Origin of the sequence: Bartonella sp. AC62GZZY, from assembly GCF_042196525.1 — a bacterium.
Lineage (GTDB): Bacteria > Pseudomonadota > Alphaproteobacteria > Rhizobiales > Rhizobiaceae > Bartonella.
The window spans coordinates 126,717-140,835 of record NZ_JBHIQN010000002.1 but is presented as its reverse complement, the minus strand read 5'-3'; the positions used below and the strand labels follow the sequence as shown (position 1 = coordinate 140,835).

The following is a 14,119-nucleotide window of genomic DNA, read 5'->3' as shown; positions in this document are numbered from 1 at the left end:
CCACCCTCACTGTAAACATATTTTGTTCTGATAAAAATCAAAAACATTCAATATTATAAAGCAAAATTGACTTGTTTTGATTATCGAAGCCTTCATTGCTATTATTATCATGGGTTTTGCTTATTATATTTATTAGCGCAGAAGATAAGCTTCTAGTATTGAACGAAAGAACGGTAAAAACCAACAAAAAAATGCTTAAACTAGGCATTTCATACAAAAGCACTAATCCACATTACACTTGTCACTGTAACTTTCTATTTCTTTTCTTTATCATCTTGATGATGCCTTGCTAATGTACGCAAACGTAGAGCATTTAATTTAATAAAACCAGTCGCATCTCTTTGATCATAAACACCTTGATCATCCTCGAAAGTTACCAACTCACTGGAATAAAGTGATTTTTTACTTTGGCGCCCTTCAACAATCACATTCCCCTTATAAAGCTTTAACGTGACTTCACCTTCAACATGTTCTTGAGATAAATCAATCGCTGCCTGCAACATCTTACGTTCCGGCGAAAACCAAAATCCATAATAAATGAGTTCTGCATAACGTGGCATCAATTCATCTTTTAAATGAGCTGCGCCACGATCTAACGTTAAAGATTCTATAGCTCTGTGAGCCGTTAAAAGAATGGTCCCCCCTGGTGTTTCATAAATACCCCGCGATTTCATACCTACAAAGCGATTTTCTACCAGATCCAACCGACCAATACCATTATCCCGCCCATAATGATTTAGTTCTGCAAGTAAAGTTGCAGGAGATAAATTTTTTCCATTGATTGAAACAGCATCACCTTTTTTAAAGCCAAGAGTGATTCTGGTTGCTTTATCTGGAGCATCTTCCACCGAAAGAGTACGCATATGGACATATTCAGGAGCAGGAAGTGCTGGATTTTCTAAAATCTTTCCTTCTGATGAAGAATGTAATAAATTTGCATCCACTGAAAAAGGAGCTTCGCCTTGCTTATCTTTTTCTACAGGAATTTGATGCATACGCGCAAATTCAAACAGATCTGTCCGACTCTTAAAATCCCAATCACGCCACGGAGCAATAATCTTTATATTAGGATTAAGTGCATAAGCAGAAAGTTCAAAGCGTACCTGATCATTGCCTTTGCCCGTTGCTCCATGAGCAATGGCATCTGCCCCTGTTTCCTTAGCAATTTCAATAAGACGTTTTGAAATAAGTGGACGTGCAATTGATGTTCCTAAAAGATAAGTCCCTTCATAAACGGTATTGGCTCGAAACATCGGAAAAACAAAATCACGCACAAATTCTTCACGCAAATCTTCAATGTAGATTTCTTTAACACCTAGCATTTCAGCTTTACGACGAGCAAGCTCTAATTCTTCCCCCTGCCCCAAATCTGCTGTAAAAGTCACAACTTCAACGCCTAGCGTACTTTGTAACCATTTGAGAATAATTGACGTATCCAATCCCCCCGAATAAGCCAAAACAACTTTTCTAATACTTTTCCACTTTTTCATTCTAAAGCTCTATACGAATTGTTCTTTTTTTCTAAAAAATTAAAACGACACAAGAAATATAAAAATAAATTCTCTTTAAACAACATTAAAAAGACTCAAAAAGCATAAATAAAGACGCCTCAAAGTATAAATAATGAACATTACTTAAAAATAAGAGGAGATTGACGTGTCATTTCTACCGGAGTGGTCTATTGTTGTACAATTTGCTTTAGCATCGTTGATTTTAGCACTTATTCCAGGACCTGATATGATGCTTTCTGTAGGACGAACCATTACACAAAGCAAAAAAGCTGGAATTATGTGCGCCTTGGGAAGTGCAACAGGATTTGCCATTCAGGTTACAGCTGTAGCACTTGGTTTATCAGCGCTTATTTTTGCTGCGCCACACGCTTTTGTTTTTCTGAAAATTGTTGGCGCCTTTTATCTTTTATGGTTTGCCTTTCAAGCATTAAGGAGAAACCCGACACTTTCCTTTGAACCAACATCTTCTAAACCTCAAAGCTCTAAACGTAACTATCTTGCTGGTATTGGAATTAATCTTCTCAATCCTAAAGTCATACTCTTTAACGCAACATTCTTACCACAATTTATCAATGCAAATGATCCTATGGCAACACAAAAGCTGCTCTTTTTAGGACTCTCTTATATTCCTATTTCTTTCCCCATTACAATTTCAGTCGTTTTTACAGCGCATAAACTTACCAAAATCCTTAAACAGAACCCTCTTTATCTTCGCTTTCTCGATTGGCTTATTGCAGGTACTTTTACCAGCTTTGCCCTCCATCTCCTTGTGGTTACAAAACATTGATTTATAAGTGTAATGTATCGCTTTTAATTTAAATAAAAAAACAAATATTATAAGATTTTTTCATTTCAAACCTGTTTATTTTGAATAAAACAATACCTTTCCTTTGTACATCACAAGAGAAGCTGGAGTTTTTGTATGGATAAAAACTATCTAAGAAAAGAATAAAAACACCTCTTATAAACCATCTCAAGTACTAAAAGCTGTTACAACATTGGGAGCTAAAAAATAGAATGGTGGTACCAATTTACACCTTTATTAAACATAAAGGTGTAGGAGTACAATACATTTCACAGAAGCTTTTTGTTATACTCCTCACAAGCATTATCGTGATATGAAGAGTGCACTAAGAGATACTTAAAAAACATATCAATGGATAACTCAATGGTATTTATATGTTAGATTCTCTGTTTTGCTTGTGATGCGTGATCTTATTTAAGAAGAATAATAAACAAAAGCATGAGGCACTGCACAATCTCCACTTTTTAAAAGGTATTACCGTAGATGCTTTTAAAAGACACAAAACCTAATTAATGAGTATGATAATAAGGTAGAAATTAGTTACAATCCTTAAGACTTCATATTCCCTCTAAATTAGGCTTCCTTCTTATTTCAGAGATTATGCAAACAGACTATAGACAATCTCTTACCCCATTTAGCATATAAACGCTGAAACTGTTCGTCTAGCACTTATCCAATCTTAATCTCTGTCTCACATATGCTATCGCACGAGGTTTGGATATTAATTTACAAACAAAAAAGCACAGACTTTATATCGCTTCGCTATATAGCTGAAAATTGTATTAACTAATGACCAGCAGCATTTTCAAGTCGCAAACGTTCAGATTTCCGTAAGCGCTCTGAAGCCGATTTAAGCTGTCCACATGCAGCTAAAATATCGCGTCCACGCGGTATCCGAATAGGAGAAGCATAACCCGCTTGATTAACGACATCAGCAAAACGCTCGATTTGATCCCAATCAGAACACTGATAGTTACTCCCTGGCCACGGATTAAAAGGAATTAAATTGATCTTAGCAGGAATCCCTTTCAATAGCTGAATCAATCGCTTTGCATCATCTAAACTATCATTGATATCTTTTAGCATAACATATTCAAATGTGATTCGCTTTGCATTAGAAAGACCAGGATAATTACGGCAAGCATCCATTAGTAAAGAAAGCGGATATTTTTTATTAATGGGAACAAGCATATCCCTTAATGTATCGTGTACTGCGTGGAGTGAAATCGCCAACATAACACCAATTTCTTCTCCGGTTCGGATAATTCCAGGAACAACCCCACTAGTTGAAAGCGTAATTCGACGTTTTGATAAAGAAAGTCCATCGCCATCAGAAGCAATCAATAAAGCTTTTTTAACAGCTTCAAAATTATAAAGAGGTTCTCCCATTCCCATCATAACAATATTGGTAATTTTGCGCCCTTCAATGGGAACAATTGCCCCATCAGGAGTATTCTTATCAGGAAAATCACCCAAACAATCACGTGCAACCAATAACTGTGCCAAAATTTCTTCTGCAGTCAGATTGCGAACAAGCATCTGTGTTCCTGTATGGCAAAAGGAGCAGGTTAACGTACACCCTACTTGCGATGAAAGACATAAAGTACCACGCCCTTCTTCAGGAATATAAACCGTTTCAATTTCAACAGGCCTTCCAGCTCCACGTGCAGGAAAACGTAAGAGCCATTTACGCGTACCATCTTTTGATATTTGTTCTCCAACAATTTCTGGGCGCGCAATGGAGAAATGACACTTAAGTGTTTCTTGCATTGCTTTAGAAATATTCAGCATCTCATCAAAATTTGAAACACCACGTACATAAAGCCAATGCCAAAGCTGACGCACACGCATACGCGTTTGATGCTCTGGTACACCAACTGTCTTTAAAGCTTGCATCATTTCGTCTTGCGACAAACCAATTAAAGAGAGCTTAGAACTCTCCTTCACGACCACATTATCTGTTTTTCGTGCAAAACATGAACCAACTGGTCTAAGGTCATAGGAAATGGCCATTGCTTTCTAATTCACATCACTATTTTAGAAGTTATCGAAACCTTAATGGCACTTTTGAGTTGCATTTAATGCAGCAGTGACCCCTTTTAAGGAATAAGTATAAGTGGTATGCGTTCCTCGTTTTGATATCGCTTTCACTGTCATATTGCTTCCAGCACGCATAGCAGAAACAAGCTGCTTTTCTAGCTCTGATGACGCCAACCAAGCTGAGGAATCTTTAGTGAAAAAATCAAAATCCTTACCTCCAATGGTCACTGTCACTCTAGACCCTTCTTGAAGGGAATAACCAGCCATGAACTGCGGTTCAAACGAAATAGGTGAATGAGAACGCTTGGTAACCAAGAAAAAGTTATCACCATGATTAACTGTCGTTGGAAGAGCCTTCAAAGGTACCGATAACACATAGCAAATCGTATTTTTGGGCGATTTATAAGAATAGGCTCCCCACGCTTCAAATTGATTTAAACGGCTTGGCGTTTGTGCATATGCCACTCCTGCTGTAACAAGAACCATTACAGATGCAGCAATAACAGTCTTTTCAAACATCTTCATTTAGCTCACTTCTTTAGTCTCTAACAAGATTTTCTTCATTGGAAAAATTCAACAAAAACTCCTCGATATTCATGTGTTATTGTCCTAATTCCTTCAATAAGCGAAATATTTTCAAACTAATCAAAATAGATTTCTACGTTTCATTATGACCTTTTAATCGTTACCAAAAAATAAACTTCTTATTCAATAACCACATTAAAAAATAACATCTTCATTTTACGCTACTTATTTCGTTTTTGTATAAAAAACGATTTCTTTAAGCTATAGAACCTCAAAACGAGATGAAAACATACCATCACACTATTAAGAAATAAACCATACTCTTTATATCACAAGCAATCTGATGCAAAATTTTGATTATATCACAAGCAATCTGATGCAAAATTTTGAAAATACACCCCGGACTCCCCGCAAAAAAGCTTAATCGCCTTACGAATATCACTTCTCGACTTTATGCATTCAATACATTTATGTTCGCAAAATACTCCACCTTTTACTCATTATAGTGCATTCATATTTCGTATTCAACATCGTCCCGATAACACTTTTTCTCAACCTTCAAAAGACCTTGTAAAAATAATAAAATATTATCAAGATATTAATAATAAAACATAAAGAATTTAGATTCTATCTCAATAATCACATACAACTTTGTTTCTTTTGATCTTATTTCCCTATATATTTCATCTCCAATTATTAATTTCTAAAATGATTTTAGTAGCTTATAATAGCTTAATCGTATTATTTTAATGTATCAGACGATATTTTTCTTTCTGTTATAAAAAACTTCTTAAGAATTCTTTTGGAAAGTCTCCTTATCTTATTTCTAAGTAATTTATAAAAAGAAATATAAAACTTTTTTCTATAGCAGTTCTAACATTACCATTTTTTAAACAATATTTTAATCAATTAAAGACACTTAAATAAATCTTCCTATGTATAAAAACTCTTTCACCCAACCTAAAGGTATAATTTTCATTCTTACCGTACAAAATTGTTTTTTAGCATGAGCTCTATACAACAGCAGACATCTAAATCATATCTATAAAATAGTTGATCTCTCCACTTGTGAAGAAGAAAGATGGCACCATAACACTATTTTCCAGCTCCCAATGTTTTGCTGCAACCCTCAATACTTGAGACGATTCATAAGAAGCATCTTTACCCCTTTCTTGTACAGTTTTTATCCACACGCTAATTCCGTTTACAACGTGCAAGGAAATGGTTTTGATTGATTCAACATAAACAAGTTTGGAATGAGAGAATTTTACAATATTCGGATCTCTCATCTAACATGCGAAATAGTGAATTATATTTAAAATCAATATCTTGCTATACTGAAGATACAATATATTTCTTATTTCTTCTTGAGCATTAAAATATTATCCCTAAACACTCAAACTCAACTTACAAAAAAATTCAATGCACAAATAAACTTTTCTGTTGATTTCTTTCTCGCTTTCAAAGGACGAAGATTCTTAATCCAATTTGGACTGAAAAAGTTTGGATTCTTGTCGAGCGGTCTCCTCTTTTCTTCCCACTCATGTGATTCACTTAACTAAAGGCTCTACAGACAAGTCCTGCTTAAAAATATTTACCACGCACTCTAAAAGCACTTAATATATTAAGAAGACTTACAGAATTTATCTCACTATATCTCAAATGACAGTGTTTTTACAGTATAACAGGATAAAAGAATCCACGAACATAATAATTAGATGCTTTAATATACGAGAACAAGAAAGGAAAAGCCCTTCGTTTTTGTTGGTTGCTCTTTAAAAAGAAGGTTCATTTAGAAGTAATTTTCTTAAATCTCATGACACAACCTTTTGTTATTAGTCTTAAGATGCAAATTATATTCTTTCCTACGCTCTGTAGTGCATAGCTCGCAATTTATACGCTCATAATACCTTTTAAGCTGCATTTGATTCTGAAGTCTGAATCAATAAAGCATAAAGCGCATTGGCATTATGCGTACTGCGCAACTTTTGTACAACATCAGTGTGACGCAAAACACGTGCGATCTGTGATAAAGCTTTTAAGTGATCTGCACCAGCATTTTCAGGTGCTAAAAGGAGAAAAACGAGATCTATAGGTTCGTCGTCAAGAGCTTCAAAATCAACAGGACTTTCAAGACGTGCAAATATACCAATGATCCGATTAATATCAGGTAATTTTCCATGAGGAATCGCAATACCTCCACCTAAACCCGTTGAACCAAGCTTCTCGCGTTGTAAAACAACATCAAAAATCACATGCTCACTAAGACCTGTTAGCTTGGAAGCTTTTTCGGCTAAAATTTGCAGAACCTGTTTTTTCGAATTAGCATTAAGAGCCGGAATGATCGCTTCCGGTGCTATTAACTCACTCAAATTCATACTTTAATTTTCCTCTTACACGCTAAAATGCTCATCAATAAACCTATAAACGCTATAGATACTTAATGTTCTTTCACTTTTCGCAACATCGCATGTGTTTTTACTTTTCAATTTATAATGGGTGATAGCTCAATACATCTCATATCACTTCTAAAACAACAATAAATAGTATTCGGATCATCATTAACGGCATAAGAAACCAAAGAAATGAAATTGTTCATAAAGTTAATTTCCTTACGACTCTAAAAAAGGCCATTATTCATAAATTTATTAAACTTGTCATAAGAGTTGATGTATAATCCGCCATCAGAGTTTTTCTTTCTTTAAAAATGAGCCCTTAAATTAAGATGAAAAGCATACTGAGCAAAATGGATCTTTACTTTGAAAATTACTGTATAGCTTGAACATCGACTTATAACAAGAATATAAAGATTTTTAGAAATTTAATGATTATTTTAAAAGATTTATAGATTTAGCCTGATATCTGTAGCCAAGCTCCTATTTTCAAATAGGCGATATAAACCAATAAAATACGACAACTCCTATTGAATAACCGCAATATATAACCGGTGCTCCCATCAAAATACCTAAAACAGCATTATCGATATGTTATTTGATTCGACAGAAAAAATATGGTGAATATCTCTTACCTTTCAATAATACATACATTTATTGAGAGCTTCATTTATCACTCATTATCACGTTAATCTAGTGATATCTTTTCTATGATATAATTATGAGTAAGCTAAACTTATAAAACAACAAACTAACCTCTAATGATAAAACCTTTTTCACCACTCAATAACAACATTAAGGTTATAGTCATAAAAGAAGTTTTGGCATAAATAAGGAGATTTTCAGTAATAATGTTTGGTTAAACTTAAATGGAAACTTGTGAAAGCTGTAAAATCAAAGAGAAAACTGATTTCCCAAATAAATTCTGCGTACATCAACGTTGTTGATAATATCGTTAGGACAACCGTGAACTAACACCCGCCCTGTATGAATAATATAAGCGCGATCGACAAGCCCTAATGTCTCACGTACATTATGATCCGTTATTAAAACACCAATGCCACGCCTCGTTAAATGACGAATAAGTTGTTGAATATCGAAAATAGCGATAGGATCAATTCCTGCAAATGGTTCATCAAGTAACATAAAATGGGGACGAGAAGCTAAAGCGCGCGCAATTTCAAGTCGCCGACGTTCACCTCCAGATAACGAAAGCGCAGACATTTTACGTAAATGATCAATTTTAAATTCATGTAAAAGGCTATCTAACTCTTCACGTTGTTTAAGACGATCTTTTTCAACGACCTCTAAAACAGCTTTAATGTTATTTTCTACTGAAAGACCACGAAAAATAGACGCTTCCTGTGGAAGATATCCAATACCTAGACGCGCACGTCGGTACATCGGAAGATGCGTAATATCAAATCCATCAATTTTAATCGAGCCTCCATCAGATTTTATGAGCCCTGTCACCATATAAAAACAAGTTGTTTTACCTGCCCCATTGGGTCCTAAAATGCCAACGGCTTCTCCCGTACGAATGCCAAAAGAAACACCATTAACTGTTCGTCTTCCTCGATAAACTTTAATCAAATTACTGGCAATCAAGGTCCCTTTTAAGGGATTTTTTGAAGCTTCACTTTCAAGATTATACCTATCAGTCTGTTTTTTTCTTTTGATTCCAAACATGAAATCTTAATGGCCATTCTTTTGATTTTGTTTTAAAATAATAGAAACACGACCTTTTTTCTTAGGCGTCTCACAACCTTCTAAAAAAGCCTTTCCGCTTTCCATATTTGCCGTTAGTTTGCACCCCGTTGCCACATTATCACCATCAGTTAACACAACATGATTCCCTGTCAAACTCATCATTTTTGACTTTCCATCAAAAACACCTTTATCACCCGTAGCAACTTGCGTAGCAATTTTTATATAAACTTTTCCTAAAGCTTCCATTTTTTGTATACTCGACGAACCAAATAAAGAAACAGATGATGCCTTTGTATCTTCCTTGTTTTTATCAATTTCTTTATATGCTTTATCGTAGTAAACAACTAATTCTGCCGTTCTTAAAAGACGTTCACCTTGCACCACTGAAACATCACCCTTAAAAAGTGCTATCCCTTCTTTATCACGTATTTCCAAAGAATCTGCATGAAGTTCTACCGGTTCTTTGTCGTTTGATAGACTTATTCCAAAATGAGTCCCTTCAGCATATCCTAAAACTGCTCCTTCTCCTAACATTCCCATGCTAAAAGCTAACATCACACCTATCCATCTTTTGTACGATTTCATTATTTCAATTCTTCTGTTTGTATATACACATACTTCTCTTTATAAATATCCTTTAAAGATTTGTATTGATATTCCGTCATTGCTTTTGAAGCACTAAATGCACATCACCATGGAAATATATGTTTTTTCCTTTTTCTCGAATTTGTAAGGCGTTTGCAGCAAGATGCAAACCGGCCTGCTGAATATTAACACGTTGATCTGTTTTTAACTGTCCCTCGGATAAGTTAATACTAGCTGACATAAATTGTACCATCATCCCATCGTTCGTTGTAATGGTGAATGGCTTATTCAACTGTAAAAAACCATTAATGTTATCGTAAACCCCCCCTTGTGCTGAAAGAAAAACCTGTCTTTGTTGGCCCATAAATGCTCTAGCTGTAATGTTTTGCAACCCAATCATTCCAGCGTGTGTATGGTCTTGAAATGCCTTTTCTGCTTTAAGCCAATAAGGTTCATGAGCACGCGTATACCCTTCTAATTTTGGATTAAGCATCGTCAAATTCATCACGCCACTTTCTCCATTATTCAAAGGCATAGAATCAGAAGTAACGGGAACCAAGAAAAACGTAAACCAGCAAAAAACCAGCGCTGAAAGCAACGCTAAGAGAGGCAAAAAAATTTTTAATACGCTAATGCGACGCGAATGACGGGATGCTTTTTTTAAAACATCTCCAAAAGATGATTGCGTTGAAAAGGCTTCATAATGTTTGTGTACGGACATACTCTCCTGATCTCTTAAATACTCCGCATTTTTAATCTGTATACCCTTTATAGAAGGTATTTTCAAATTTTGTTTCTTGCAATTTGTTTTTTCTTGATTTTATTTTGCTTTTATCCGTTTATATATTGTAATATTATGCATGGAGTGCACAATTACGAAATTTTTTTGTGTGAAAGTGAGGCTATTGTGGTAAAATCAGAGCTTGTGCAAATTATTGCTCGTCATAACCCGCATCTTTTTCAACGGGATGTGGAGAATATTGTAAACGCTATTTTTGAGGAAATTGCAACAGCACTTGCAAATGGCAATCGCGTTGAACTTCGTGGATTTGGAGCTTTTTCTGTAAAAAGCCGTTCAGCCCGTAATGGACGTAATCCACGAACAGGTGAAGCCGTTTCTGTTGAAGAAAAGTGGATTCCTTTTTTTAAAACTGGCAAGGATTTACGCGACCGTCTTAATCAGTGAGAAACTTATGATAATTAAACGTATTCTTCTAACAAGTATCAGTGTGATTCTCGCAGCGGTTTTGATTGTTTTTATCGTGGCTAATCGTCAAATGGTTCCGTTAACCCTTGATCCTTTTCGAGCAAATCCTGAAAGTTTTACTTATCATGCTCCCCTCTTTATATGGCTCTTTATTTTCTTTGGTTTTGGTATTTTATTAGGAAATCTGATCAGTTGGTTTTCCTATCACAAATACAAAAAAGCTCTCAAAAAAAGTAAAGCCGAGATTGAAAAATTGAAAACATCTATCACAAATCTGGTATAATGGTATTTAAATGAAATCTTTTCTCTCTGTATTCTATATTCAGTACAGAGTTAAAAGTGCTCTTTTTCTTTTTTTATACATGTTTTAATTGACTTTAGCTTTTTTGCACTTTTACGAAACATTTAAGAGCTTTATAATATATTTTTATACCTCATATACCGTGATACAAAACATGCCCCCACAATGCTTTCAATCCTCCCATAATAATAGATATCCGCAGGAAAAGCTGCCCCTTATTTTAGAAACGGGTATAAGCGAAAACTATGCTCTCATTGATTCTGGTCATGGACAAAAATTAGAACGTTATGGAGCTTACCGCATTATTCGACCAGAAGGTCAAGCACTATGGAAACCCGCTTTATCACAGAAACAATGGGCTGATGTGGACGCTATTTTCACGGGAAATCGTGATGAAGAAGGGGTTGGTCGTTGGCATTTTCCTAAAAAGCCACTTAATGAGACATGGCCACTTTCTTGGAATGGACTGTCTTTTCTAGGCCGTTTTACTTCTTTTCGTCATGTGGGAGTTTTTCCTGAACAAGATGCCCATTGGCGCTCTATGGAAGAACAAATTGTTAAAGCCGAACGCCCTATAAAATTGTTGAATCTTTTTGGCTATACAGGTATTGCCTCTTTGATTGGAGCACGAGCGGGTGCGAATGTTACCCATGTTGATGCTTCTAAAAAAGCCATTGCGTGGGCAAAAGCTAATCAAGAAAGAGCAGGATTACCAGATCATTCTATTCGCTGGATTTGCGATGATGCTATGAAATTTGTCGAGCGTGAACTGCGTCGTAAGAAAAGCTATGATATGATTCTCCTTGATCCCCCTGCTTATGGGCGTGGACCCCATGGTGAAGTTTGGCAACTGTTTGATCATTTACCAGATATGATCACAAATTGTCGTAAACTTCTCTCTGATAAACCGCTCTCTGTTGTGCTTACAGCTTACTCTATTCGTGCTTCCTTCTTTGCACTTCATGCTTTAATGCGTGATGCATTTGTAAATCTTGGTGGTAAGGTCGAATCAGGAGAACTTATTTTGCGTGAAGAAGTTGCAGGACGCGCTCTTTCTACTTCCCTTTTTAGCCGTTGGATTGCTTGAATATGTTTAGACCTAAAACTGGCAAAGTGAAAGAAATTACTTCTCTTAGCAACCCCATTATAAAAGATCTTAAAGCGCTCAGCCAAAAGAAAAATCGTAATAAAGAAGGTCTTTTCATGGCAGAGGGATTGAAGTTGGTCATTGATGCTCTCGATCTCGGCTGGACAATACAGACGCTTATTTTTTCTAAAAGCAAAATCGGTAATGCTGCTATCGAAAATATTGCTGCACGCGTTGTAGCCAATGGTGGTTTTGTGATTAAAGCTTCACAAAAGGTTATGGAATCACTTACCCGACGCGATAATCCACAAACAGTTATTGGTATTTTTAAACAAAAATGGCAACCTCTTGAAATGATAACTGAACAGACTAAAGATGTTTATATCGCGCTTGATCGTGTGCGTGATCCTGGAAATCTTGGTACCATTATCCGAACTGCCGATGCCGTAGGTGCTAAAGGTGTTATTTTAATTGGCGAAACAACAGACCCTTTCTCGCCTGAAACAGTTCGTGCAACTATGGGATCAATTTTCTCTATACCGCTTTATCGTTTTGATGAAAGCGCCTTTTTAAACTGGTCTGCTCACTTTAAAGGCATGATCGTTGGCACGCATCTTAAAGGATCTCTGGATTATCGGACACTTGATTTCAAAAATGGTCCTGTTATCCTTTTAATGGGAAATGAAAAACAGGGATTATCAGATATTCTTACAAGGCGGTGTAATAAACTCGCGCGTATTCCACAAAGTGGACGTGCTGATTCGCTTAATCTAGCAGTAGCAACAGCTGTTATGCTTTATGAAATCCGTCGCCCTTATTTAATACTGGAACCATGTGAGGAAAAACATGATTCGTAAATCACTCCCTTTTCTTCTCTTGGGCTTGGCTTTTACAGTAGTACTTGATCAAGCTGTCAAATACTGGATTATGCACAATATGCCTTTAGGAACAGAAATTTCGCTTATTCCTTTTCTTTCCCTTTATCATGTGCGCAATTCTGGCATTGCATTTTCATTTTTTTCTTCCTTTTCTCACTGGGGAATCATCGCCATCACGATCATTGTGATTATCTTTCTTCTATGGTTATGGAAAAATACTGAATATAATAAGTCTTTAATGCGCTTTGGTCTTATCCTTATTATTGGAGGAGCAATAGGCAATCTTATTGATCGTATTCGCTTTCATCATGTCACTGATTATATCCTTTTTCATATTGATGATATCTTTCATTTTGCTATTTTCAACCTTGCAGATAGTTTTATCACTCTTGGTGTTATTGCCATCCTTATTGAAGAATTGCGTACTTGGATGAAGGCAAAACGTCATTCCAACAGCACATCTTCTCATTGATATGTTCAGCGCCTTAAAAACCAGAGGTTATTAATCATCACAAGTCTGATTACGCATTGATTTTTCTCAATCAATTCTTGTTTCTAATAATTTCATGTATTTCTTTTCATGGAATTATAAGACCTTACTTTCACTTGATCTTTATATACTTGATCCGTGTAAAAGGAATGAACTCAAATAGAAACCAATAATTTTTTATTCATATGTCCTATATCCCATTCTGAGAGGAAATATTTTACAGCATTTAAATTCTGTTCATTTGCTTAAAACAATTACTTTTCATATGTTTTTTAGTTTTTACAGGCGTCATTTTTACAGTGTTTTTCTTAAGCGCTTCGTGTAAAAACACCCCTCTTTTATTTATATTGCTTAATAAGCAACATCTTTTAACTATTTTCAATGTTTTATTTATAATACAACATATTGATATATAATGATAGTTTACCATTTTGTATATTGAATGAGAACCCTAAATTTCTTTTATTTCGAACTTTCGCATGTTGAATTAATTAAAACCATGTCTTTTACACACCAATCTTGCTTGTGTGGAGCAAGCAAATAAATAACCTTGATTGATTTAATATAAGAAAATTTGTCATCAGAGA

13 protein-coding genes are annotated in these 14,119 nt (G+C 35.4%); 6 read left to right on the top strand and 7 right to left on the bottom strand.

The annotated features are described in order from the left end of the window. Positions 1 to 254: 254 nt before the first annotated feature. Entirely contained in the window at positions 255 to 1,490 is a 1,236-nt protein-coding gene (locus tag ACFIML_RS02175) for an argininosuccinate synthase (RefSeq protein ID WP_375608991.1), read from the bottom strand. 166 nt (positions 1,491 to 1,656) lie between these two features. Between ACFIML_RS02175 and ACFIML_RS02170 the strand changes: the two genes are divergently transcribed. Beyond that, the gene (locus ACFIML_RS02170; protein WP_375606111.1) at positions 1,657 to 2,298 is read left to right on the top strand and encodes a LysE family translocator; all 642 of its coding nucleotides are present in this window, start codon (positions 1,657 to 1,659) and stop codon (positions 2,296 to 2,298) included. 804 nt (positions 2,299 to 3,102) lie between these two features. Here the strand turns inward: ACFIML_RS02170 and rlmN are convergent. The 6 genes from rlmN to lptC all read right to left on the bottom strand — a co-directional run bounded on the left by rlmN (position 3,103) and on the right by lptC (position 10,290). Next, positions 3,103 to 4,329, bottom strand: coding sequence for a 23S rRNA (adenine(2503)-C(2))-methyltransferase RlmN (gene rlmN, locus ACFIML_RS02165; RefSeq protein WP_375614332.1), 1,227 nt, complete (start codon positions 4,327 to 4,329; stop codon positions 3,103 to 3,105). 42 nt (positions 4,330 to 4,371) lie between these two features. Continuing rightward, positions 4,372 to 4,875 (bottom strand): invasion associated locus B family protein, encoded by a 504-nt coding sequence (locus ACFIML_RS02160; RefSeq protein WP_375606225.1) that lies wholly within the window; start codon positions 4,873 to 4,875, stop codon positions 4,372 to 4,374. Positions 4,876 to 6,794: 1,919 nt separating this feature from the next. Then, a complete protein-coding gene (gene ptsN / locus ACFIML_RS02155) occupies positions 6,795 to 7,259 on the bottom strand; it encodes a PTS IIA-like nitrogen regulatory protein PtsN (RefSeq protein WP_375606109.1) in 465 nt (154 codons plus the stop codon). 909 nt (positions 7,260 to 8,168) lie between these two features. Beyond that, the gene (gene lptB / locus ACFIML_RS02150) at positions 8,169 to 8,963 is read right to left on the bottom strand and encodes an LPS export ABC transporter ATP-binding protein (RefSeq protein ID WP_012754448.1); all 795 of its coding nucleotides are present in this window, start codon (positions 8,961 to 8,963) and stop codon (positions 8,169 to 8,171) included. A gap of 6 nt (positions 8,964 to 8,969) precedes the next feature. Further along, positions 8,970 to 9,569 (bottom strand): LptA/OstA family protein, encoded by a 600-nt coding sequence (locus ACFIML_RS02145; RefSeq protein ID WP_375606108.1) that lies wholly within the window; start codon positions 9,567 to 9,569, stop codon positions 8,970 to 8,972. Between the two features lie 76 nt (positions 9,570 to 9,645). Further along, a complete protein-coding gene (gene lptC / locus ACFIML_RS02140; protein WP_375606107.1) occupies positions 9,646 to 10,290 on the bottom strand; it encodes an LPS export ABC transporter periplasmic protein LptC in 645 nt (214 codons plus the stop codon). 186 nt (positions 10,291 to 10,476) lie between these two features. Between lptC and ihfB the strand changes: the two genes are divergently transcribed. The 5 genes from ihfB to lspA all read left to right on the top strand — a co-directional run bounded on the left by ihfB (position 10,477) and on the right by lspA (position 13,514). Beyond that, entirely contained in the window at positions 10,477 to 10,755 is a 279-nt protein-coding gene (ihfB, locus tag ACFIML_RS02135; protein WP_273790186.1) for an integration host factor subunit beta, read from the top strand. A 7-nt stretch (positions 10,756 to 10,762) separates the two neighbouring features. Then, positions 10,763 to 11,059, top strand: coding sequence for a lipopolysaccharide assembly protein LapA domain-containing protein (locus tag ACFIML_RS02130; RefSeq protein WP_375606106.1), 297 nt, complete (start codon positions 10,763 to 10,765; stop codon positions 11,057 to 11,059). A gap of 172 nt (positions 11,060 to 11,231) precedes the next feature. After that, positions 11,232 to 12,164: a class I SAM-dependent methyltransferase gene (locus ACFIML_RS02125; RefSeq protein ID WP_375606105.1), complete on the top strand. Its 933-nt coding sequence runs from the start codon at positions 11,232 to 11,234 to the stop codon at positions 12,162 to 12,164. A gap of 2 nt (positions 12,165 to 12,166) precedes the next feature. Next, positions 12,167 to 13,021, top strand: a complete 855-nt coding sequence (locus tag ACFIML_RS02120) for a TrmH family RNA methyltransferase (protein ID WP_375606104.1) — start codon at positions 12,167 to 12,169, stop codon at positions 13,019 to 13,021. Next, entirely contained in the window at positions 13,011 to 13,514 is a 504-nt protein-coding gene (lspA, locus tag ACFIML_RS02115) for a signal peptidase II (RefSeq protein ID WP_375606103.1), read from the top strand. Before ACFIML_RS02120 ends, lspA begins: the two co-directional genes overlap by 11 nt. Positions 13,515 to 14,119: the final 605 nt, after the last annotated feature.